This is a genomic window from Bradyrhizobium sp. NAS80.1 (assembly GCF_001908205.1).
Lineage (GTDB): Bacteria > Pseudomonadota > Alphaproteobacteria > Rhizobiales > Xanthobacteraceae > Bradyrhizobium.
Window position 1 is genome coordinate 16,290 of the sequence record NZ_LGHL01000214.1, and the last position, 22,437, is coordinate 38,726.

The 22,437-nt window shown below is 64.1% G+C and carries 24 protein-coding genes and 1 pseudogene; 13 read left to right on the forward strand and 12 right to left on the reverse strand.

Going from position 1 to position 22,437, the window contains the following annotated elements; genetic code table 11:
- Positions 1 to 9: 9 nt before the first annotated feature.
- The 4 genes from AC629_RS50000 to AC629_RS37150 form a co-directional block, all read right to left on the reverse strand.
- Entirely contained in the window at positions 10 to 132 is a 123-nt protein-coding gene (locus AC629_RS50000; protein ID WP_283848226.1) for a hypothetical protein, read from the reverse strand.
- 2 nt (positions 133 to 134) lie between these two features.
- On the reverse strand, positions 135 to 1,085 hold the full coding sequence (locus tag AC629_RS37140) for a sulfonate ABC transporter substrate-binding protein (protein ID WP_084809705.1): 951 nt from the start codon (positions 1,083 to 1,085) through the stop codon (positions 135 to 137).
- A gap of 363 nt (positions 1,086 to 1,448) precedes the next feature.
- Entirely contained in the window at positions 1,449 to 2,618 is a 1,170-nt protein-coding gene (locus AC629_RS37145) for a cytochrome P450 (RefSeq protein WP_210419157.1), read from the reverse strand.
- A 245-nt stretch (positions 2,619 to 2,863) separates the two neighbouring features.
- A complete protein-coding gene (locus AC629_RS37150; protein ID WP_084809707.1) occupies positions 2,864 to 4,069 on the reverse strand; it encodes an LLM class flavin-dependent oxidoreductase in 1,206 nt (401 codons plus the stop codon).
- A gap of 266 nt (positions 4,070 to 4,335) precedes the next feature.
- Between AC629_RS37150 and napE the strand changes: the two genes are divergently transcribed.
- From napE to AC629_RS37180, 6 genes are all read left to right on the forward strand, one after another.
- Entirely contained in the window at positions 4,336 to 4,521 is a 186-nt protein-coding gene (napE, locus tag AC629_RS37155) for a periplasmic nitrate reductase, NapE protein (protein ID WP_074122641.1), read from the forward strand.
- A 25-nt stretch (positions 4,522 to 4,546) separates the two neighbouring features.
- The gene (locus AC629_RS37160; RefSeq protein ID WP_084809708.1) at positions 4,547 to 4,861 is read left to right on the forward strand and encodes a chaperone NapD; all 315 of its coding nucleotides are present in this window, start codon (positions 4,547 to 4,549) and stop codon (positions 4,859 to 4,861) included.
- A 16-nt stretch (positions 4,862 to 4,877) separates the two neighbouring features.
- The gene (gene napA, locus AC629_RS37165; protein WP_084809709.1) at positions 4,878 to 7,382 is read left to right on the forward strand and encodes a nitrate reductase catalytic subunit NapA; all 2,505 of its coding nucleotides are present in this window, start codon (positions 4,878 to 4,880) and stop codon (positions 7,380 to 7,382) included.
- A 2-nt stretch (positions 7,383 to 7,384) separates the two neighbouring features.
- Positions 7,385 to 7,855 carry a nitrate reductase cytochrome c-type subunit gene (locus tag AC629_RS37170; protein WP_084809710.1) on the forward strand — a complete coding sequence of 157 codons (471 nt, stop codon included), beginning with the start codon at positions 7,385 to 7,387 and terminating at the stop codon, positions 7,853 to 7,855.
- On the forward strand, positions 7,852 to 8,493 hold the full coding sequence (locus tag AC629_RS37175) for a NapC/NirT family cytochrome c (protein ID WP_084809711.1): 642 nt from the start codon (positions 7,852 to 7,854) through the stop codon (positions 8,491 to 8,493). The genes AC629_RS37170 and AC629_RS37175 overlap by 4 nt, the downstream gene beginning before the upstream one ends.
- Before the next feature lie 100 nt (positions 8,494 to 8,593).
- Positions 8,594 to 9,709: an ATP-dependent DNA helicase gene (locus tag AC629_RS37180; RefSeq protein WP_074122657.1), complete on the forward strand. Its 1,116-nt coding sequence runs from the start codon at positions 8,594 to 8,596 to the stop codon at positions 9,707 to 9,709.
- A 289-nt stretch (positions 9,710 to 9,998) separates the two neighbouring features.
- Here AC629_RS37180 and AC629_RS37185 read toward each other — a convergent pair whose 3' ends face one another.
- Both AC629_RS37185 and AC629_RS37190 read right to left on the reverse strand, forming a co-directional pair.
- Entirely contained in the window at positions 9,999 to 10,844 is an 846-nt protein-coding gene (locus AC629_RS37185; RefSeq protein WP_084809722.1) for a metal-dependent phosphohydrolase, read from the reverse strand.
- 141 nt (positions 10,845 to 10,985) lie between these two features.
- Positions 10,986 to 12,683, reverse strand: a complete 1,698-nt coding sequence (locus tag AC629_RS37190) for a caspase family protein (protein WP_084809712.1) — start codon at positions 12,681 to 12,683, stop codon at positions 10,986 to 10,988.
- Positions 12,684 to 12,940: 257 nt separating this feature from the next.
- Between AC629_RS37190 and msrA the strand changes: the two are divergent.
- From msrA to AC629_RS37210, 4 genes and pseudogenes are all read left to right on the forward strand, one after another.
- A pseudogene (gene msrA, locus AC629_RS37195) lies at positions 12,941 to 13,646 on the forward strand (peptide-methionine (S)-S-oxide reductase MsrA).
- 31 nt (positions 13,647 to 13,677) lie between these two features.
- Positions 13,678 to 14,097 (forward strand): peptide-methionine (R)-S-oxide reductase MsrB, encoded by a 420-nt coding sequence (gene msrB / locus AC629_RS37200; protein ID WP_074122647.1) that lies wholly within the window; start codon positions 13,678 to 13,680, stop codon positions 14,095 to 14,097.
- 106 nt (positions 14,098 to 14,203) lie between these two features.
- Entirely contained in the window at positions 14,204 to 14,368 is a 165-nt protein-coding gene (locus AC629_RS37205; protein WP_074122648.1) for a DUF3309 family protein, read from the forward strand.
- A 214-nt stretch (positions 14,369 to 14,582) separates the two neighbouring features.
- Complete coding sequence (locus AC629_RS37210; protein WP_084809713.1) at positions 14,583 to 14,870, forward strand: hypothetical protein; 288 nt, start codon at positions 14,583 to 14,585, stop codon at positions 14,868 to 14,870.
- A gap of 252 nt (positions 14,871 to 15,122) precedes the next feature.
- Here the strand turns inward: AC629_RS37210 and AC629_RS37215 are convergent, their stop codons facing one another.
- Both AC629_RS37215 and AC629_RS37220 read right to left on the reverse strand, forming a co-directional pair.
- Complete coding sequence (locus AC629_RS37215; RefSeq protein ID WP_084809714.1) at positions 15,123 to 15,680, reverse strand: DUF4112 domain-containing protein; 558 nt, start codon at positions 15,678 to 15,680, stop codon at positions 15,123 to 15,125.
- 61 nt (positions 15,681 to 15,741) lie between these two features.
- A complete protein-coding gene (locus AC629_RS37220; protein WP_084809715.1) occupies positions 15,742 to 16,167 on the reverse strand; it encodes a DUF5413 family protein in 426 nt (141 codons plus the stop codon).
- 158 nt (positions 16,168 to 16,325) lie between these two features.
- Here AC629_RS37220 and AC629_RS37225 point away from each other — a divergent pair, with 158 nt between their 5' ends.
- The 3 genes from AC629_RS37225 (at position 16,326) to AC629_RS37235 (ending at position 17,375) form a co-directional block, all read left to right on the forward strand.
- Positions 16,326 to 16,571, forward strand: a complete 246-nt coding sequence (locus AC629_RS37225) for a hypothetical protein (RefSeq protein ID WP_084809716.1) — start codon at positions 16,326 to 16,328, stop codon at positions 16,569 to 16,571.
- Positions 16,572 to 16,607: 36 nt separating this feature from the next.
- Positions 16,608 to 16,844: a hypothetical protein gene (locus AC629_RS37230; protein ID WP_084809717.1), complete on the forward strand. Its 237-nt coding sequence runs from the start codon at positions 16,608 to 16,610 to the stop codon at positions 16,842 to 16,844.
- A 255-nt stretch (positions 16,845 to 17,099) separates the two neighbouring features.
- Complete coding sequence (locus tag AC629_RS37235) at positions 17,100 to 17,375, forward strand: hypothetical protein (RefSeq protein WP_349531459.1); 276 nt, start codon at positions 17,100 to 17,102, stop codon at positions 17,373 to 17,375.
- Positions 17,376 to 17,417: 42 nt separating this feature from the next.
- On the opposite strand, the gene AC629_RS37240 is transcribed toward AC629_RS37235, so the two are convergent.
- The 4 genes from AC629_RS37240 to AC629_RS37255 all read right to left on the reverse strand — a co-directional run.
- Positions 17,418 to 18,290 carry a LysR family transcriptional regulator gene (locus AC629_RS37240; protein WP_084809719.1) on the reverse strand — a complete coding sequence of 291 codons (873 nt, stop codon included), beginning with the start codon at positions 18,288 to 18,290 and terminating at the stop codon, positions 17,418 to 17,420.
- A gap of 49 nt (positions 18,291 to 18,339) precedes the next feature.
- Positions 18,340 to 19,653, reverse strand: a complete 1,314-nt coding sequence (locus AC629_RS37245) for an MFS transporter (RefSeq protein WP_084809720.1) — start codon at positions 19,651 to 19,653, stop codon at positions 18,340 to 18,342.
- Positions 19,654 to 19,671: 18 nt separating this feature from the next.
- Positions 19,672 to 21,111: a sulfatase-like hydrolase/transferase gene (locus AC629_RS37250; protein WP_143199740.1), complete on the reverse strand. Its 1,440-nt coding sequence runs from the start codon at positions 21,109 to 21,111 to the stop codon at positions 19,672 to 19,674.
- A 237-nt stretch (positions 21,112 to 21,348) separates the two neighbouring features.
- Positions 21,349 to 22,437 (reverse strand): hypothetical protein (locus tag AC629_RS37255; protein WP_084809723.1); only part of this gene is annotated, 1,089 nt, incomplete at its 5' end.

Genomic DNA, 22,437 nt, shown 5'->3' on the forward strand with positions numbered 1-22,437 from the left:
CTCTGATGACTAGCCGTAGGTCGTGCCGACGGCGGCCGCGACGATGCCGATCGACAGCACGATGGCCGCGATCAGACGTTGAATGATACGCCTCATGTTCAAACCCTTATGAATGGGGAGACTGGTCGGCACGATCAGGCTGCCGGGTTGCGCCAGACGATGTCGCGGATCGCGATCGGCTTCGGGATCAGGCCGAGCTTGTAGAAGCGGTCGGCAACGCCCTGCTGGGTCGCAACGATGTCGTCGGTGACGGGACCGACGCGGTAGGACGAGCGGTTGGCCGCGATGGTCTGGATATCGAGCGGAATGCCCGTGACCGCAGCGAGCGACTTTGCCACTTCATCGCGATGCTGCTCGGCCCAGGCGGCCGTTGCCGTGGTGACGTCGATGATCTGCTGCAGGATCGCGCCATGGTCCTTCGCGAAATCGCGGTTGGCGATGTAGAAGGAGTTGGTCTTGGTGATCTCGTGCGCGTTGACGAGGATGCGGCCGCTCTGCTTGGTCTCGCCGATGGCGAAGTAAGGATCCCAGATCGCCCAGGCCTCGATGCTGCCATTGGCGAAAGCAGGGCCGGCGTCCGGCGGCGTCAGATAAACCGGCGTAATGTCGGCATAGGTGAGGCCGGCCTTCTCCAGCGTCTGCACCACGATGTTGTGGGCGCTGGAGCCCTTGGTGAAGCCGACGCGCTTGCCCTTCAATTCAGCGATCGTGCGGATCGGCGAATCCTTCGGCACCAGAATGCCCTGGCCGTTGGTGATGGGCTGGCCTGCGGCATAGACGATCGCGGCGCCAGCGGCCTGCGCGAAGACCGGCGGGGAATCGCCGACCGCGCCGTAATCGACGCTGCCGACATTCATCGCCTCCATCATCGGCGGCCCCGAGGAGAACTCGACCCATTTCACCTCGATGCCTTGCGGGGAGAAATGTTTTTCCAAGGCGGCCTGCTGCCGCGTGATGACCAGCACGCCGTTCTTCTGATAGCCGATACGGATTTCCTTCACCGCGCCTTGGGCATTTGCGCGCGAAGCGAACGCAGCGGCTGCCGAGGTTCCAACGGATAGTTTGAGAAAGTCCCGACGCTGCATTCCAAACTCCCGGCCGCAAATGGCCGACATTCCTTGCGATGCGGGAATGATGGTGCGGCTTGGTGGAGGTGTCGAGACACTCAGAAAAATAGCGATGCGAGCACTGCGCTCGGCGCAAAGCGCATGATTAATCTTTCAACCCGCAGAGCGAATGAAGATGGAATTTTTCTGCACGCGGATGTGATAGCCGTGCGCATCCGGCCGGAGACGGGCGACCGGATCAAAAAACGCGAAAACAACCCCATGCAAAGTAGCCGGTGCCATCGTTTCAGGGCACGCGCATTTTCCGAAATCTTTGACACGTCGGGCAAAACAGCGGCACAATCTCATCATGGCCGCAGGTCGGCAGAGCGCTCCGCCGAGCTAGCTCTGCCATCTCACGGGCAGATTCTGCAGCCCTCGGAACGCCCAGCCGCCGATCCGCACCGGCTCGTCATTGGCGATCTCGATCCGCCCCGCAGGCGCGAACACGGTCGGCAGCGCGACGTCGGCGATCATAGCGCGCGAGGCCCAGGCGCCGGCACAGAAATGCGGACCGGCGCCGAATGCAACGCTCTTGGACGTATCACGCCGCACGTCAAATTCGTCGGCTCGCTCAAAATGCTTCTCGTCGCGATTGGCCGAGCCGAACATCAGGAACACGCGCTCGTCGGTTTCGAAGGCGACGTCGCGGATCGACCACGGCCTTGCGATCCGCCGCGGCGACATGCCGATCGGCGATATCCAGCGGGCGTACTCCTCGAAAGCCTGCAGCCAGGACACCTCGCCCTTGCGCACGAGATCGAGTTGCTCGGGATGCGTGAGCAGCGCCCACACCGTGCCGGCGATGGCCTTGCGCGGCTCGTTCTGGCCGCCGGAGATCGCGAGCTTGACGTTCGCGCGCACGGTTTCCATCGGCATGCCCGAGGCGAGGAGGACGCCGAGGATGCTCTGATCGGGATTCTTTCGCATCACCGGCAGCATGTCGTCGATCGCGGCGTCGATGCCTGATGTCGCCGCATGGCAGCACGCCTCGACCGCAGGATCGCCGGCGTAGTTGGCGATGCCCTCGATCATGCCTTGCGACCAGGAGTCCATCTCGGCAAAGCCGATATTGGTGAGGCCGGTGATCGACTTCAGGCATTCCCCTGAAAACGGCAGCGCGAAGTCGCGCATGAAATCGATCCGCGCGCCCGGCGCGATCGCATCGATGATGCGATCGGCATGGGCCTGGAATTGCGCCGTCCAGTGCGCTTTCACCGTCTTCGGCGACACCGTCGGAAACATCGCGCGGCGCTCGACCTGGTGCGCCTCGCCGTCCTTGCGCATCATGTTGTGGCCCATCAGCCGGTTCATCAGGCCCGCGGGCTGGTGCGAGGAGAACACGTCGATCTGCTTCTCGGAAATCGAGATGTCGTCGCGGCAGTTCAGCAGGGTCGAGCCGAGCTGCGGCACAAAGGCGATCGGCGCCTCCCTCCGCATCGTAGCTAACACCGGGTAGGGATCAGCCCAGAACGCGGCCGGGTCGATGTCGATGCGTGGCGCGGTGCTCAAACGGGTTTCCTCGGGATTCTTGGTTGCTTGTCGCGGAGGATATAAGGGCATCGCACCGGAAGCCAGCCGTTCCAGCGCTGCTTCTGGGTCCCGGCTCTGCGCAGCAGCGTTGCACGCTGCAGCGCGTCCGGGACAAGAGAGCTAGCGCATTGTTGGGCAGTCTCGTGCCCCGGACGCAGCGCAGCGTGAAACGGTGCGCTGCTGAGCCGGGGCCCATGCCGCAGCAGCGGGAACGCTCGACCGCCCTACCCCGCCGCCGCCTGCGCCGGCGCGACGTTGATGGCGAGCTTGCCGTAGCGGTCGGTGAAGGCCTCGGTGTCGATCTCTTCCAGCTTGATCTCGCCGCTCATCACGCCCTGCTTCCAGGCGGCCTGGGCGGGGTCGTTCTGGAATTCCGGCATCACCTCGCGGCCGAACAGCTCGAGCGATTCGCAGATATGCTCGTGGCTGTTCTTGCCGGCCTGGTTGAGCAGGATGACCTGGTCGATGTGGGAGCTCTGGAAGCGCTTCAGCTTTTTGCGGATCGTCTCGGGCGAGCCGATCAGGCCGCCGCGCAGCGCCGCCTCCTGCGCTTCCGGATTGTCGCGCTTCCACTTGTTGTACTCGTCCCACATGTTGACGGTGTAAGGCGCGGGCCGCTGGCGGTTCTGCGAGGCGCCGTAGAAGCGCAGCGCGAACTGGAAGAAGGTGGCGCCGTCGGCGCGCGCACGCGCTTCCTCGTCGGTCCTGGCGCACATGAAGAACGACACCAGCGCCATGTTCGGATTGATCTCGTAGTCGGCGAGCTTGTGCAGCCGCTTGGTCATCGCATTGTAATAGGCGTGCACCCAGGCGTGTGCAGCGTCGGCGCTGACGAACTGGAAGCCGAGCGCGCCAAAGCCGTGGCGCCCGGCACGCTCGATGGTCGGCAGCTGCGAGCAGGCCATCCACAGCGGCGGATGCGGCTTCTGCACCGGCTTTGGCACGACGTTGCGCAACGGAATGTCGAAATACTTGCCGTGATGCTCGCTGCCGGCATCCCTGAACATCGGGAAGATTGCGGCTACGGCCTCCTCGAAGACCTCCTTCTTGGTCTCCATGTCGCGGCCGAACGGCGTGAGCTCGGTGATGGAGGCACTCTCGCCCATGCCAAATTCACAGCGGCCGTTGGAGAGCAGATCGAGCACCGCGACGCGCTCGGCGACGCGGGCCGGATGGTTGGTGGTGAGCTGAAGGATGCCGTGGCCAAGCCTGATGTTCTTCGTGCGCTGGCTCGCGGCTGCGAGGAACGATTCCGGCGAGGGCGAGTGCGAGTATTCCTCAAGGAAGTGATGCTCGACGACCCAGGCGTGGTCGTAGCCGAACTTGTCGGCGAGTTCCATCTGCGAGAGGGCGTTCTGGTAGAGCCTGAGCTCATCGCCGGCCACCCAGGGCCGTGGCAACTGTAGCTCGTAGAAGATGCCGAACTTCATGACGCCTCTCCCGCATTATTGTTGTTAGACTCATCTTAATGAGTGAGGCGGCGCTGTCTACGGAATCGCAATTCCGCCGCGCGGGAGATCGATTGTTCGCGCATACGTGGCAGCGCAACTCTGTCCGCGAGGCGGCGCTGCGACATCTCGCCGACTTGAGCCATTGATCCAAATCAAGGCCTTCGTAACTTGTCTGCACCTAAGGTGCAGCAAGGTAACGGCCCGGATGCCGTCCCGATTCCAATACCATTTCAGAGAGACCGAATATGTCGGCCCCTGACGACACGACGACGCGCGTGCGCCGTAAGCGCATGGAGATTTTCGCTTTCCTGTTCCTGACCGCGGTCGTAATGCCCGTCCTCGCGGTTGGAACGGTCGGCTCTTACGGCCTCGGCGTCTGGATCTATCAGATGTTTGCGGGCCCTCCCGGCCCACCACCCTCCCCGCATTGATCCCGAAAAGCGAAAGGCAGGCATCATGGCCCAAGCCACACTCAACCGCCGCGCATTGATCACCGGCCGGGTGCTCAGCGCCGACCGCATCGTGCCGCCTCCGGGCTGCGAGATCGCCAGCATCGTCGTGCAGGCGAGGCCCGAGCGCCTGGCCGAGCTGGAGGCCGAGATCACTGCGATTCACGGCTGCGAGATTCACGGCCGCGACGCGCGCGGAAAGCTCGTCGTCGTGACCGAAGCGCCGGACGCCGGCAGCCTCGGCACCATTCTCAACACCATCCAGTCGCTGCCGAACGTCTATTCCGCAGCGCTCGTCTTCCACGCCATCGAAACCGCCTGAGTCAGGAAGAGCCATTATGACATCGCCGAAGCTCGACCGCCGCCAGATGCTGAAGCTCGAAGCCGCCGCAATCGCGGCCGCTGCCGCGGGCATGCCGGCACCGGCGCTCGCCGCCAATCTCGTCTCCGAGCGCGACAACAGCGAACTGAAATGGGACAAGGCCGCCTGCCGCTTCTGCGGCACCGGCTGCTCCGTGATGGTCGCGACCAAGGACAACCGCGTCGTCGCCACCCACGGCGACATCAAGGCCGAAGTCAATCGCGGCCTCAACTGCGTCAAGGGCTACTTCCTCTCCAAGATCATGTACGGCCATGACCGCCTGACGCAGCCGATGCTGCGCAAGACGAACGGCAAGTACGACAAGAACGGCGACTTCACGCCCGTGTCCTGGACCGAAGCCTTCGACATCATGGAGGCGAAGTGGAAGGAGGCGATGAAGAAGCGCGGGCCGAACGGCGTCGCCATGTTCGGCTCCGGCCAGTGGACGATCTGGGAAGGCTACGCCGCCTCGAAGCTGTTCAAGGCCGGCTTCCGCACCAACAACATCGACCCCAATGCGCGGCACTGCATGGCGTCCGCGGTTGCCGGCATGATGCGCACCTTCGGCATCGACGAGCCGGCCGGCTGCTATGACGACATCGAAGCCACCGATGCCTTCGTGCTGTGGGGCTCCAACATGGCAGAGATGCATCCCATTCTGTGGACGCGCGTGGCCGATCGCCGGCTGTCCGCGCCCCATGTCCGCGTCGCCGTGCTCTCGACCTTCGAGCACCGCTCGTTCGACCTCGCCGACATCGGCATGGTGTTCGTGCCGCAGACCGATCTCTACATCCTCAACGCCATCGCCAACCACATCATCAAGACCGGCCGCGTCAACAAGGACTTTGTCAACGCCCATACCATCTTCAGGCGCGGACAGACCGACATCGGCTACGGTCTCCGGCCCGAGCATCCGCTCCAGAAGAAGGCGACGGGCGCGGCGAAGGCCAATGACTCCACCGACATGAGCTACGACGAATACGTCAAGTTCGTCTCGGACTACACGCTGGAGAAGGCGGCGAAAATGTCGGGCGTGCCGCTCAACCGCCTCGAGGCGCTCGCCGAGCTCTATGCCGATCCGAAGACCAAGGTGGTCTCGTTCTGGACCATGGGCTTCAACCAGCACACCCGCGGCGTCTGGTGCAACAACCTCGTCTACAACATCCATCTGCTCACCGGAAAAATCTCCGCGCCCGGCAACAGCCCGTTCTCGCTCACCGGCCAGCCCTCGGCCTGCGGCACCGCGCGCGAGGTCGGCACGTTCTCGCACCGACTGCCCGCCGACATGGTCGTGACCAACAAGGCGCACCGCGACCACGCCGAGCACCTCTGGCTGTTGCCCGAAGGCACTATTCCCGACAAGCCCGGCGCACACGCCGTGCTGCAAAGCCGGATGCTGAAGGACGGCCTGATCAACGCCTATTGGGTGCAGGTCAACAACAACCTGCAGGCCGGTCCCAACGCCAACGAGGAGACCTATCCGGGCTTCCGCAATCCCGACAATTTCATCGTGGTCTCGGATGCCTATCCGTCGGTGACGGCACTGGCCGCCGACCTGATCCTCCCGACCGCGATGTGGGTGGAAAAGGAAGGCGCCTATGGCAATGCCGAGCGGCGCACGCAGTTCTGGCACCAGCTCGTCAACGCGCCGGGCGAGGCCAAGTCCGACCTGTGGCAGCTCATGGAATTCTCCAAGCGCTTCAAGATCGAGGAGGTCTGGCCCGAGGAGCTGATCGCCAAGAAGCCGGACGTTCGCGGCAAGACGCTGTTCGACGTGCTCTTCAAGAATGGCCAGGTTGACAAGTTCCCGACCTCGGAGATCGAGGAAGGCTACGCCAACGAGGAATCCAAGGCGTTCGGCTTCTACGTGCAGAAGGGATTGTTCGAGGAGTATGCCTCGTTTGGCCGTGGTCACGGCCACGACCTCGCACCGTTCGACACCTATCACCGCGAGCGCGGCCTGCGCTGGCCGGTGGTGAACGGCCAGGAAACCAAATGGCGCTTCCGCGAGGGCAGCGATCCCTACGTCAAGCAGGGAACGGACGTGCAGTTCTACGGCTATCCCGACGGCAAGGCGCGCATTTTCGCATTGCCTTACGAGCCGGCGGCGGAATCGCCCGACAACGAGTATCCGTTCTGGCTCTCGACCGGCCGCGTGCTGGAGCATTGGCATTCCGGCACCATGACGCGCCGCGTGCCCGAGCTCTACAAGGCGTTCCCCGAGGCAGTCTGCTTCATGCATCCCGACGACGCGCAGGAAGCGAAGCTGCGCCGCGGCGACGAAGTTAAGGTGGTCTCGCGCCGCGGCTATATCCGCGCCCGCGTCGAGACGCGTGGCCGCGACCGGCCGCCGCGCGGTCTGGTGTTCGTGCCGTGGTTCGACGAATCCAAGCTGATCAACAAGGTGACGCTGGACGCCACCGATCCGATCTCGCTGCAAACCGACTACAAGAAATGCGCCGTGCGCATCGAGCGGGTGTGACCATGCTGAAGCGAAGTGGAATTGTCCTGCTGGCGCTCGCGATTGCCGCGGGCACGGGCTCACTGACCGCACAGACCGTGACCTCCGGCCTGCGCGGCGCGACGCCGCTCAATGACGAAGGCCCGGCGCCGCCGATGCTGCCGAATCGCAACACCTCCGAGAAGGAGTCGCGGAACTATCCGGAGCAGCCGCCGGTAATCCCGCATTCGATCGACGGCTACCAGATCGACCTCAACAGCAACAAATGCCTGTCCTGCCATGCGCGCTCGCGCACGTCGGAATCGCAGGCGCCGATGGTCTCGATCACGCATTTCATGGACCGTGACGGCCAGTTCCTGGCTTCGATCTCGCCGCGCCGCTTCTTCTGCACCGAGTGCCACGTGCCGCAGAACACCGCCACTCCGCCGGTCAGCAACGACTTCACCGACATCGACACGCTGCTCTCGCGCGCAAGCCCCGGTGGACGCCGATGACGACGGGTGCTGACGAGCCAAAACCCAAGCGCGGCTTCATCGCGCGAAGCTGGGACTTCGCGCTCGAGCTCTGGGACGTGCTGCGGCGTCCGAGCTCGGTGTTCGCGCTCGGCACGCTCGTGCTCGCGGGCTTTGTGGCAGGCGTCATCTTCTGGGGCGGCTTCAACACCGCGCTGGAATTGACCAACACCGAGAAGTTCTGCACCGGCTGCCACGAGATGAAGGACAACGTCTTCGCCGAGCTGAAGTCGACTATTCACTTCACTAACCGCTCCGGCGTGCGCGCCACCTGCCCGGATTGCCACGTGCCGCACAACTGGACCGACAAGATCGCGCGCAAGATGCAGGCCTCCAAGGAGGTCTGGGGCAAGATCTTCGGCACGATCGACACCCGCGAGAAGTTCCAGGATCACCGGCTCGAGCTGGCCGCGCATGAATGGGCGCGCTTCAAGGCCAACGACTCCCTGGAATGCCGCAACTGCCACAGCGCCGATTCCATGGACATCACCAAGCAGTCGCCGCGGGCCTCGGTGGCGCATCAGCGCTACCTGTTCACCGGCGAGAAGACCTGTATCGACTGCCACAAGGGCATTGCGCACCATCTGCCCGACATGCGCGGCGTTCCCGGCTGGCAATAGGGCCGCGGGCAACCGGGTTTGCACCGCTTGAACCGGCGGTGCGAATGGTTAGTTTTGGGGGATGGCGAATCGGTTGATTTCGCCCTTCCTCAAGACAGACATGGCGACATTCACCCCGCATCAGGACGCCGCGCTCAAGGCCGTTGGCGACTGGCTCAAGGCAAAACCCGGCCGCAACGGCACGCCGCCAATCTTCCGCCTGTTCGGCTTTGCCGGCACCGGCAAGACCACGCTGGCGCGGCATATCGCCGACGGCGTCGACGGCGAGGTGAAGTTCGCCGCCTTTACCGGCAAGGCGGCGCTGGTCATGCGCAACAAGGGTTGCGACGACGCCTCCACCATCCACTCCCTGATCTACCGCGCTCGCGAATCCGGCGAGGAGCAGCCGAGCTTCGAGCTGTGGGACGACGCGCCCGCCTCCAAAGCCAAGCTGATCGTGATCGACGAATGCTCGATGGTCGACGCCGAATTGGGCCGCGACCTGATGTCGTTCGACTGTCCCCTGCTCGTGCTCGGCGACCCCGCGCAGCTGCCGCCGATCCAGGGCGGCGGCTTCTTCACCAATACCGAGCCCGACGCGATGCTGACCGAGGTGCACCGCCAGGCGCAGGACGACCCGATCGTGCGGATGTCGATGGACGTCCGCGAGGGCCGCGAGCTCGACATCGGCCGCTACGGCGACAGCGAGGTGGTCTCCCGTAGGGAGCTCGACCCCGACCGCGTCATGGGCGCGGACCAGGTCCTGGTCGGCCGCAACAACACCCGCCGCGCCTACAACATGCGCGTGCGCCAGCGCCAGAACATCGAGGACCAGTTTCCGGTCGCCGGCGACAAGCTGGTCTGCCTGCGCAACAACCGCAAGAAGGGCCTGTTCAACGGCGGCCTGTGGCGCGTGAAGTCGCGCAACACCTCGCGCTCGAAGTCGCGCATCCTCAGCATGCGGCTGTCGCCGGACGAGGATTTCGGGCACAAGGTGACGAAGGTCTCGGTGCGCGCCGATTGTTTCGAGGGCGGCATCGAGCAGATCGCCTGGGAGCAGCGCAAGCCCTATGACGAATTCGATTACGGCTACGTGCTGACCGTGCACAAGTCGCAGGGTTCGCAATGGGACGACGTCGTGCTGTTCGACGAGAGCTTTGCGTTCCAGGACTCCAGGGCGCGGTGGCTATACACGGGCATCACGCGCGCGGCTAAGCGGCTGAGCATCGTGGTGTGAGGCTGCCGTAGTGGGCAAAGGTGCGAAGCGCCGTGCCCACCATTATCATCCCAACACGCAGTAAAGATGGTGGGCACGCTTCGCTTTACCCACCCTACGGCTGAGTTGTTGTAGCCCGGATGAGCCAACGGGTCGGCGCGAAGCGCCGCCCGATGACAGGCTCCGCGATATCCGGGACGAAAAGATCCGCATGTCGCTTCGCTCATGCGGGCTACGAATTCTCAACTGTCGTCCGGACAAGCGTAGCTCAGATCCGGGGCCCTACCACAGCGAGTTTGTTGGCGAAGATTCAAGGTTGCGGACCCGATAGGCCCGGCTCGCGCTCGGCCCGGAAAACATTACTGTAAAGATTTGCGATCCATTGCCGACCGCTCGAGGTGATATTGAGATAGCGTATCGCGGCCTGAATTTGTGGAGCAACGTTGTTCCAGTAAAACTGCGGGTACTTGTAGACGACGTCGGCGGGCGTCTCATAGCCGAGCTTTTTGTTCAAACCGATTTCCTCAAACTCGTGAAACAGAGCATTCGACTTTCTCAGGTAGTTGGGATCGCCGAGCTGACCAATAAGGTCGGCTGCGCGCAGCAACATGCCCTCCTCTTCCATCAAATTGTCGATTGAGGATTCCGAATAGGGAAAGCGCGTAAATTCTATGGCTCGGGCAATTCGGCTTGCGTCGATCTCTTCGACGTCGTCGAGACGTTCCAGGACGAACAATTTTGAGCGGTCCACATGATAGGGTGCGAGCGCGGCGTCAGAGGCCCCCCGCGGGAGACGAACCATGCGACCAGTTAAATCTGCGACATAGGAGTCGTCGCCATCTCCTTGAATGACTCCGCGCACGTACCCGATGTCATGGGTGAGGCACGCCAGGGTAAAATTCGCATAGTCCGCGACTGTCGTCGGCCGCAACAGCATTCGTCCCATCAGGATATCGTGCCCGGCCAGAGTAACGAGCATCGAGTGCTCTATGTTGTGATACAGGGCGTCGCTGTTGCCGATGCACTCCAATGTGAGTCTGGCCGCAAAGGGAAGAATTTCAGCCAGGCGGGCATGCGAATAGCCAAACCGATCTCGTGTATCCGAGGTCAAAAACGATGCTAGAGTCTGCGCTACCAGTTCTGGAATTGTGATCATCTGAACACCCATCTCAGTGTGCGCTGCGGGTTCTAACAAGCTCCTTTGCTGAGCCTTAAATAGCACATCGCGGCTCTGCGAGTCGGTGAATGTTCACGTCCGTGCGGAATCTGACCTCACCGGTCGGCCGGCGCGCAGCCGTCACTTCCCCGCGACAAAATAGAAGTCCTCGCGTCCCGTCGGCGAACCGTAGGTGAACGGCTGCTGCTCGTGCCTGGTCGCGGACCAGACGTCGTCGCGGACGATGTCGAACAGCTTTCGGATCTCGACGCGCGGCACCTTGATTTCGCGGGCGAGCGCGGTTGCGAAGGGGCTGTCGGCGCCACCATCGCCGTCCATTGCGGTCTCGCCGTGCTTGGCGGCGTAGACCACCATGAAGCCGGCGCCGGGCTCGATGTTGGAAAAGCCCTTGTCGACCAGCTTGAGCGACAGCGTGCGCTGCATGGTCGGCGCGAACGGATTGTCGCGGCACGCATCCAGCATCACCAGGCGCACCTTGTGCGCGGCACCGACGGCGGCGATCACCTGCTCCAGCGCGACGGCCTCGGTCTCGGCGTCCTTGTCGGCGGTGAGTTTTGCGTCGACTGGCACGAGATAGTTCACGCCGCCGATCTCGAAACCATGCCCGGCATAATAGACCACGGCCCAATCGGCCTTTTCCGCTTCATCGGCGAAGGCTTGCAGCGTCTGGAAGAACTTGTCGCGGGTGAGGTCGCTGACTGACATCACCGTCTGGAATCCGAGATCCCGCAGCACGCCCGCGATCAGCTTCGAATCGCGCGGAGGATTGGGCAATGCGTGGACGTTCTTGTAGGCGCCGTTGCCAATCACCAGCGCGACGCGGCGCGCGTTCGACCCGGCCGGCACCTGCGGCGTGAGCGCGGCGAGCCGCTCCTGCGCCTTGGCGCGGGCGCGGGCGACGTCGAGCTCGTCGAACCTCGTCAGCGAATAGGCCGCCGAGCGGTAATCGGCGCGCGCCTGGGCGAGATCGTGCCTGCGCTCGTAGATCTGGCCGCGGCCGGAATGGGCGCGCACATTGTTCGGGTTGATCTGGATGACCGCGTTGTAGTCCTTCAGCGCGGCGTCGAGGTCGCCCTTCATCATGTTGACGTCGCCACGATTGTTGAGCGCGAACGTGTTCTTCGGCTGCTTCTGGATCAGGCCGTCGCAATCAGCGAAAGCCCGGTCGTATTTGCCCATCATGCCGTAGGTGATGCAGCGGTTGCCGGCGATCTGCGGCGCGGCCGGGTCGATTTTCTCGGCTTCCGCAAAGTCGGCAATCGCGCCGTTGAAATCCTTCATCAGCGTGCGCACGCGGGCGCGGTTGGTCCAGCCGAGCAGGAATTTCGGCGCGTATTTGACCGCCAGATTGAGATCGTCGAGCGCGCTTTGCAGCGCGCCCCGGCGCAGCTGAATGGTGCCGCGATTGCTGTATGGGACGCCGTAATTGGTCCGCTTCTGGATGGCGAGGTTGTAGTCTGCCATCGCAAGATCGTCCTGGCCCTTGCGCTCATAGGCGACGCCGCGCAGGTTGAGGACCCCGACATTGTCCGGATCGGCGGCGATGGCGGATGTCAGCACCTCGATCGCGCGATCGTAGTCGCGCTTGTTGATCAGCGTGTTGCCGCGTACGCCGAGCGCGACCGACTTGTCCTTGCCGGTGAGCCGGTCGGCATTGAGCAGGTTGTCGCAGGCCGTCGCACGAGCCTGCGCGTCGGCCTGGCGGTCGCGGCAGGTCGCGAGGTCGTCGCCGGCTTGCGGATCGGCCGTGGCGATCGAGGTGCAGGCGGCCAGGACAGCGAGGAGGACGGCGAGGGTCAGGGGAACGGCGCGCAGCATGTTGTCAGATCAGCTCCAGCCACCACATTTCTAAGTCGATCATCGATCGCGCGGGTTCATCTAGCGCGGAGTTCGCGGCCGCGCCAAGCGAGGCTGCAGCCGAGCTATTGTGGACGGCTTTTTTCACAGACTCGTGTCCGTCCCGGCGTAACAATCACCGCCCGTGCCCGTATCTCAGATGCGAAAGCGCGGCCGGGCAGGCTGTTCGCCCGGCCCAAGCCGCCCTAGACTGTCAGCCTTCCGAAAGAGGATCCGCCATGCGCCGACCTGCCCTGCTGTCCCTCCTCGCCGCAACCACCGCCCTGACGCTGGCCTTCGCCGCGCCGACCCGGGCCGCCGAGGATGCGGTCGTGATCCCCGCCCCCCGCCACGGATGCAGCGCCCGCGAGCGGAATCCAGACCGCGGTGGTCGCCGGTGGCTGCTTCTGGGGCGTCCAGGGCGTATTCCAGCACACCGCGGGCGTCGTCAACGCGGTCTCCGGCTATGCCGGCGGCACCAAGGCGACCGCCGACTACGAGACTGTCTCGAGCGGCCGGACGGGCCACGCCGAGTCGGTCGAGATCAAGTATGACCCCAGGAAGATCTCCTACGGCAAGATCCTCCAGATCTACTTCTCGGTGGTGCACGACCCGACCCAGCTCAACCGCCAGGGCCCGGACGTCGGCACGCAATATCGCTCGGCGATCTTCACCACCTCGGAGGAGCAGAAGAAGGTGGCGGAGGCCTATATCGCCCAGCTCAACGGCGCGAAGGTGTTCAGCAAGCCGATCGTGACCAAGGTCGGCGCGCTGGAGGCGTTCTACCCGGCGGAGGCCTATCACCAGGACTATCTGACGCTGCATCCGACCCAGCCCTACATCGCGTATAACGACATCCCGAAGGTCGAGAATCTGAAAAAGCTGTTCGCGGATAACTACATTGAGAAGCCGACGCTGGTGAGTGCCAGCAAGGTCACCAACTGATCGCGAGATTCACGGAAACAACGGGAGACCCATGCCCGACACCAAGGCGAAGACTACGGACGACAAGGTCATCAAGAGCGAAGAGCAGTGGCGTCGCGAATTGACGCCGATGCAGTACGCCGTGCTGCGCGAGAAGGCGACCGAGCGTCCCTTCTCCGGCGAGTATGAGCACGACCACCGCGCCGGCACCTATGTCTGCGCCGGCTGCGGCAACGTGCTGTTCGAGTCCGACGCCAAGTTCGATTCCGGCTGCGGCTGGCCGAGCTTCACCCAGCCGGCCGTCGAGAGCCATATCGACGAGGAGCACGATGCGAGCCACGGCATGATCCGCACCGAGGTGCTGTGCTCCAAGTGCAGCGGCCATCTGGGCCACGTCTTCCCCGACGGCCCCGGGCCGACCGGCCTGCGCTACTGCATCAACTCTGCGGCGCTGAAGCTCGAGCCGAAATAAAGTTGCGCGCTGCCGGTTCCGTCATGGAACCCGGCGGCGCGCTGTGCTTTTCTCTCCTGGCGGCGCGGCCGATGATCGCAGTCCGGCGGCCGTTAGGGAGGATGCCATGTCGCTTGGGACCATCCTGATCATCCTGGTGATCATCTATCTGCTCGGCGGCATGTCCGGCCGGATCGGCGGCTATGGCTACGGCATGGGCCATTCCGGCATGGGGATCGGCGGGGTCGTGCTCGTGGTGCTGATCGTCCTGCTGCTTCTTGGCAAGTTGTAAACCATTCAAGCCATTGAAATAACTAAGCTAATCCTGGCTGCGGAGCTGCCATGCGCGGATTCATCATCTGCGTTCGCAGGGGTCGCAATTTTGTCAAATCGGCCTATATTAGAGGGCGACAATGACATGTGCGGCGGGCCCGCTTGATTGCGGCCTCTGCCCTCCCAAACCCCACGCGCTTAAAGCCCCAGAGAAGATCACGAGGTCTTTGACCATGCGTCCAATGCGTCCGTTCAACTTCAACACTTCCGCCGAACTCTTCCCCGCCGCGATCCGCAAGAAGAAGCGTGCGGGCTTCACCTATCGCCGGTTCGGCACCGCTGCCGAAGCCGTGCAGTTCGCGATGGAGCAGTTGCCGACGGATTCGCTGAACGGCGCCTATCTCCAGGTCGAGGAAGCGCGCTTCGACCAGAACGGAATCCGCTCGCTCTATGAGAGCGAAGCCTTCCCGCTGCCCCGCCGCCCCAAGCCGGACACCAGCACCGACGCCGACGCGGCGTAAGTTTTCGCAAGCCTCCGATGTGCGCTGAAAGCGCGATGGCCGAAAGGCTGTCGCGCTTTTTGCGTTTCCGGGCCGATCTCTCTTCTCCCTCTCCCCGTTCTTACGGGGAGAGGGTCGGGGTGAGGAGCTGCATCCGCAATCACGGTGAGAGTTAAACTCGCGAAGACTCCCCCTCACCCGGAATCCGCGCTTTGCGCGAATTCCGACCTCTCCCCGCAAGCGGGGCGAGGCGAAGAAAGAAGCCTCCGTGCATTACAGGCGCGGCTGCTTGTCGAGCCAGCGGCGTAAAAGGCGCACGTTACGCATGTTGGCGCGGAACATGACGTCGAATGCGTCGCCCGCGAACGGGACGATGCCGACCACGCCGTCAACCGCGACATTGCCGAGCATGCGCGCTGTGATGTACCAGGGCGCGCCCAGCGCTCGCGCCTCGCGTACCAGCCACAGCGAGATCGCCGCGGTGATGATGTCGCCGACAACAGGGATCAGGCCGATCAACCCGTCGATGCCGTAGCGGATGTTGGTGCCGGGCAGGATGAAGGCGACGTCGAGCAGCTTTGCGATCGCCTCAAGACGCGCGATCCGCTGCTCGCGCGTCAGATTGCCGAACGGACTGCCGGCGAACGGATTGTCCTTGCCAAACTCGTAGCGAAATTCGCGAAACCCCTGCTCCAGCGTTTCGGGGCGGATCACGTGACCTTCCTGGTCGATGATCGGCCCGCGCGCTTCAGCGCCTGAAAAGGCCGCGTGCGAGGTTCGCCCGGAACGGGGCCTGCGTCTCGTCACAATGTCATCGTCGGACATGGTCATCGCCCAGAGGAAACACCCGAACGCGGCCGGAGTTGCTGCGCTGCGGTCGAAGGTCGCGCGCTCAGGTTGGCGCCGCCGCGGGCTGCGGCTCCTCGACATATCGATGCACGAGCCAGGATGAAAGCACCGCCGGAACGAACCCGACCAGACCGTACAGGATGAACTGCACCGCGCCCGAATCCTGCCCGCGCGAGCTGTAGGTCAGCGAGGCCAGCACGAAGGCGAACAGGCCGACCAGGAGCATCCGCAACACCGGGCCGATCCGCTTGATGTGGAGCAGGATGTCGTCGACAGCGCCGATCATCAGCGAGGGCAGAAAGCCGAACAAATAGCTGTATTGCAGGGATTTGAAGAACACCACGAATAGCTTGCCGACCTCGGCGAGGTTGGTGTGGGCCCAATAGCCGGACTGATAGGTGGTCGTCAGCAGCAGCAGGAACCCGCCCACGAACGGGCCCACCAGCGCAAACACCAAATAGCGTTTCATCAAATACCCTCACACTACGCCACATTTATAGCAGCGTGGCGACAAGCTTGGATAGCGGGGTCCAGGCGACCGCCCGGCCCCGGACGGGGAACAAGTGGCAAGGCGACGAGTTTTGACAGGACCGAAATCCCTACCGCAGGTCAGATGGAGTCGTGTCGATGTCCCACAAATCAGCTCTCGCCGCGACGCTCGTCCTTGCAGCCCTGAGCGGCGTGTGGTCCACGCCGGTTCTCGCGCAAGGCCACCAGGGGACCCCGCAGGAGCAGAACGCCTGCTCGCGGGATGCATCGCGCTTCTGCCGCAAGGACCTCGGCAATGACAATGCAGTGCAGGCATGCCTGCAAGCCAACCGCGCCAGGCTGTCGAGATCTTGCCGCAAGGTGTTCGAGAGCCACGGCATGTGACGATCGTTGGATCTTCAGCGAACGGAGAGTGAAGCCATGCTGCGCGACGAACAGCTCTCGATCCTGCGGGACATCAGCCAATCCGTTGCCTTCGCCGACGACCGGCAAGGCAAGATGGGACAACTGATCGCCGACGGCTACGTGATGAAGGACGGCGACCTGTTCGAGCTCACCGCGAAGGGCGTCAGCGCCGTCGAGGAACACGCGGCTGCACTCTGCGAGACCCCTGGCGAGAGCGACGCCACAAGCACGCCATCCTATCGCCTCGTCTGATGCAACGCGCCACTTCGACGTGACGTACGCGCAACAATTGCGAATTCCTTCGAGCTGACCATTGCAGCCGCGCGGCAATGGCGCATACTTCGCTCGGGCGGCGCAGCACTTTTCGATTCGAACATCAGGAAATCGAGCGACCACATGCGGGACTGAGTTCCCGGCGTGAAGGCTGTGACATGCGGCAGATCAAGCCGCGTGCGGCGCCCCAAAACCAAGCGGCTCAAGCCCACGGAACTCGGGGACACATTCATCATGACACGCTATCAGACGATCGCTTCGCTATTCGCCTTCGCCACCACCGCCTTCGCTCTCCAGACATTACCCGGCCTCGCCTTTTCGTCCGAAGCGCAGCAGATGTGCACGGGCGATGCGATGCGGCTGTGCTCCAGTGAAATCCCGGACATCCCGCGGATCAGGGCCTGCATGGTGCGGAACAAGGCGAATGTCAGCCCCGGCTGCCGCGCCGTGATGGACCGCGAGGCGGCTGCCGCTGCGGCAGCGCGCAAGCGGGAAGCCACCGCGCAATAGCGCCGGCCGCGCAGGCGCTCGCTCATGGGCTCACTTGGCAGCTCACTTGGCCAAGCCGGCAATCGCCTTGACGATCGGCGAGCGCCATAGCGCGCTCGTCGTCAGCATCCAGCACTCGTATTGGAAATCCCGTTCCAGCGGGATCTCCAAGAGTTCGCCGCGCGCCAGCTCCTGCTCAAACACGAAGCGCGGGCCGCGGGCAACATAGCCCGGCGTCATCGCCATCTGCCTGATCAGGTCGTAATCGTCGGACAGGAACGCTTCGAGCTTGCGCTTCTGGTATTCGCCGGGCGCACCGAGCCAGGCATCGAAATCGGGGGTGATGCCCGCGCTTGCGAGCGGTAGCCGCAAGAATTCCTGCGCCGAAAGTGGCGTGCCGTGGCAGGCAGGATTGTCCTGCCGCGCGACCACGACATAGCGATCCTCGAAGATCTTGACCCGGATCAGATCCTGCTGCGACGCCGCGATCTCGCGGTGACAAAACACCAGATCGAATTTCCCGGCGCGAAGCGCCCGCATCATCAGGTTCGGGCCGGCATAGCGGGTGACGAATTGGAGCTGCGGAAAGGCTTGAGCCGCCTTGCGGACCAACTGCGGCAGCGGACGCAGCCGCGTCGCAGGTCCCACCCCGATGCGCAACAACCCGGCCTCGCCCTTGGCCATCTGCTCGAGCTGATGGCTCAACGCCGTGACGTTCTGCAGCAGACTTGCGGCATGATCGGCGACGAACTGCGCATAGACCGTCGGCCGCGCATTGGCGTTGGTGCGCTCGAACAGCTTCACGCCGAGCTTTGCTTCCAGCCGGCTGATGCTCTTGCTGAGCGTCGGCTGCGCAATGCCGAGCGCCTTGGCTGCGCCGCTGAAACTGCCCGAGCGGCAGACCGCGACGATCTGTTCGAGATGTCGAAGCTCCATCCCTGGAACTATAACAGAGCCCGTCACGCGCGACGAGCCGAGCGGGCGACTAGCCGCCGCGCTTCGTCCTGATCGGTACGGCAATCAGCGCGCTCAGGATCAGCGAGACGCCGGCCGCGGCGAGCGCGAGCGAGAACGTGCCGGTCTGCGTCTTCACCACGCCGAAGAAGTAGGGACCGACCGTGCCGCCGAGATTGCCGGCGCCATTGATGAGGCCGATGCCGACGCCGATCACTGCGGGCGGCAGTACCTCGCCGGGCAATGTCCAGAACGGCCCGAACCGCCCGAGGAAGATCGCGATCGCGAGCGACAGGCAGAGCACGGTCCAGAGCGTACCGCCCTCGGTGAACTGCATCGCCAACAGCGGCAGGCCCGAGAGCGCAGTCACCGCGATCATATGCCATTTGCGCTCACGCAGGCGGTCGGAGCTTGCCGCGGTGCCGATCATCAGCGCGATGCCGAGCGCGGGCGGCAAGGCCGCGAGCAAGCCAACCACCCCGATCGGCAAGCCAGTCTCCTTCAGTACCGTCGGGAACCAGAAATTGACGCCCCACTCGGCCATCAGCGCGAAGAAATTGTAGAGCGCGAGCAGGAGCACGCTCGGCTGCCACAGCGTCGAGAGCCAGTGACCGGAGATGCGCACCGTGCCCTCGTCCTCCAGAGCCAATTGCCTGACGAGGTGCGCGCGCTCGTCCTCGGCAAGCCAGCTTGCATCCTGCGGACGATCATCGATCGCCCAGAACCAGACCAGCGCCCAGAGGAAACCGGGCACCGCCTCGATCACGAACATCCAACGCCAGTCCGCATAGGACAGGATCAGGCCCGAGATCGGGCTCGCGATCATCGGCCCGATCGGCAGGCTGAGGAGAAACAATGCATTGGCGCGGGCGCGCTCGGCCCGCGTGAACCAGTTGCGGATCAGGACCAGCGTGCAGGTCAGCACGCCGCCTTCGGACAGGCCAAGGGCAAAGCGGTTGATGCTGAGCTCGGTCTGAGTATGCACGAAGGCCGTCGTGAGCGAGACCGAGCTCCACAGCAGGAGCAGGCACAGCAGCAACCGCTTCGGGCTCCAGGTAGAGGCCAGACGGCCGGCCGGTATCTGCAGGACAATGTAGCCCCAGAAGAACAGACCGGAGGCAAAGCCGAGGGCTGCCGGGGACAGCGACAGCTCCTCGCGCACATAGGGCGCGGCCATCGACAGATTCACCCGGTCGACATGGGCCAGCACATACATCACGAAGGAGACACCAAGAATGCGAACCCAGCGATTGCGCAGGATCGTGCCCGCGGCAGCTTCGCGCGTTCCGGCATCGGTTTGCGCCTGTTCGGCGGCAGGCGAGGACACGGAGGAGACTTCTGTCATCTTGCGCTCCGTATCCGGTCAGGACAGCAGCTCTGGCGGCACCGGCGTGTAGAGCTTCTTGGTCGGCAGGTTCGCCATGACGGCATCAGGCCCACCCTTGCTCTCGATGAGCAGCCGTTGCGCCTCGTTGGCGCGACGATCCTGCTCTTCCGGATCGAGGATGCGACGGAGATCGGCCTCCAGTTCGCGGACCGTGGCGGCATATTCGGGCCGCGCGGCAAGATTCTCGCTCTCCGCCGGATCGGCCTCGAGGTCGAACAGCTCGGGCGCGAAGCGCACATAGTAGATGAATTTGAACCGGCCCTTGCGGATCATGTAGGACGCTGAGGGCGAAGCCGCCGCATGGTATTCGCTGAACACGATGCGCTCGCGATCGTCGGCGTTACCGGCGAGCTCGAACAGCGACCGGCCGGGAATGCCGGCTTCCTTGGGCAGGCCCGCGCAGTCGAGCACGGAGGGATAGGCATCGGCCAGCGAGGCGGGCGTCGCCGAGAGCTTTCCGGCCGGCACGTCGGGGCCTGCCACGATCATCGGAACGGCGACGGCTTCCTGATAGTGGTTCGACTTGCCCCAGATGCCGCGGGCCCCAGCGTTCTCTCCGTGGTCGGACGTGTAGATGACGCGCGTCGTGTCACGCAGCCCGGCACTGTCGAGCGCGCCGAGCACGCGGCCGACCTGCGCGTCCATGAAGCTGATGAGACCGAGATAGGCGGCGTAGGCGACGCGCTGGTCCTCTGCCTTGGGCGGGCCGCCGGCGATGAGGTCCGCAAGCCATGGGTGTGGCTGGTAGCCCGAACCAGGGCCGAACTTCGCATCGGGCATCCGCTCCACGGAATAGAGATCGAAGAACTCCTTCGGCGCCACCAGGGGATAGTGCGGCGTCACGAAGCTGACGAAGAGAACCCACGGCTTGTCCGAAGTCGCGGCCGCCTGGAGCCAATCGACGGCGATGTCGGCAACGCGGCGGTCGTAGCGGGTATATTCGCTCTCGCCCGGGCCGGCGCTCTCGGCAATTGCCGCTCGGCGCCGGGGCGGTGCCACGAAATCGGGAAACTGCTTGCGGATGGAGAGCTGGATCATGCCGACGCCGCCAGTGATGTGCATCGGGATATGCTGGCGGTCGAAGCCGGCGGGATCATCGCCGCTGCGATAATGCAGCTTGCCGATCGATTCGACGCGCACGCCGGCCTGTTGCATCCGGTGGCCCCAGCTCGGCACGCGGCCATCATAGGCGATCGAATTGTCCCAATAGCCGATGTCGTGGATGTAACGCCCGGTCGCAAAGCTCGCGCGCGCCGGCACGCAGATCGGACAGGTCGTGTAGGCATCGGTGAAGCGCGTGCCGCGCGCGGCGAGCGCGTCGAGATTGGGCGTCTGCGCCAGCGGGTCGCCCGCGCAGCCCATCATCCGCGCGTTGTGCTCGTCCGACATCAGGATGAGGAGGTTTTGGGGCTTCACCGGCGCTCTCCCATTTATTTTGCTTGTCCGCGTTTCATGCGGTGATCTCCGCATTGCCACACGGCTGGGAACGGCGGCATCCAAATAAATGCCGGACCGCCATAGCTCGCGGCTATGGCGGGGAGAGGGTTTGTTGGATGGGAAATGAAGCTTATCGGGATGTCATTCCGGGGCAACGACTTGGAGTCAGCCCCGGAATCCGGAGATGGCGCGGATGACGGGGGCAGCCGACGGCCCTCAGTCGCCCCACTGCGCGAAGGCGTCGTTGAAGGCGCGCTCACCCGGGGCGCCCTTCTCGATGGCGATGATGGCGCGGCGCTGGTTGGCGTAGACCAGCGGCACGTCGAACCACGAACGCTCCTTCAGGAGCTGGACGTTGCGGGCGCGGTCGGCGTCGACATTGGAGAGGCCGACCAGAAAGAAGCCGTCGGTGACCTTGACCGCGAGGCCTGCGAGCGGCGTGCCGCGCGCCTGCTCGTTCGACTTCATCAGGATGCCCGGCACGTTGGCGACGCTGCCGCCCGGAAAATCCGGCGGGAGGATGAAGGTCAATTCCGCAGTGTGGCTCGCAGGCAGCGACGAGTCGGTATTGCGGCGGAACGACATCGTCATCTTGAACTTGCGGTCGGGGATCTCGATGTCGGCGCGCACGGCGACGTCGGCCTTCTGGTTGCCCGACGCCTTGATCGGCTCGAGCCGCCACACCACCGAGCCGACATATTGCCTGCCCTTCGGATCGGACGGATCCTCGTCATAGAGCACGACCTTCTGCGCCACCGGCGCGGCCGGCTGGTCGCTCGCCGAGGGCTGGCCGACGCGATCCGGAATCTTGGGCTTGCTCTGCGGCTGGGCCGTATCCTTCGGCGCCTCCACCACCTGGGTGGGCGAGGACTTGAGCAGGCCGCTCACAGTCTGCACCAGCGACTTGCCCCAGAGGATGCCGGCACCGACCAGGATCAGCACGATGCCGACGGCGATGGCGCTCTTGAACGGGAACGCCGAGCCGGCGCGGCGGCGCTTCTTGGCCTCACGCTCGGGCGCGATACGTGGACGCGACGATGGCGGCTGCGGCGCGTAACGCTCGGCCTCCTCGATCGACTCGTCGTAGGAATAGGGCGCGTCCTGCTCGCCGGCGCGGTTTTCCAGGCTCGGCTCCAGCCGGTCGAATTCCGGCGAGGGCGAGGGCACGTTGGCATAGGTCCGGCGCGCGGCGCGGTTGGCCTGCGCGGCCGCGCCGCCGAGATCGTTTGCATCGGCCGTGATGTCGCGGAAGCCGCGCACGCCGGGCGCCTGTGGTGGCGGCGGTGGCGGCCCTAGGTCCGGCGG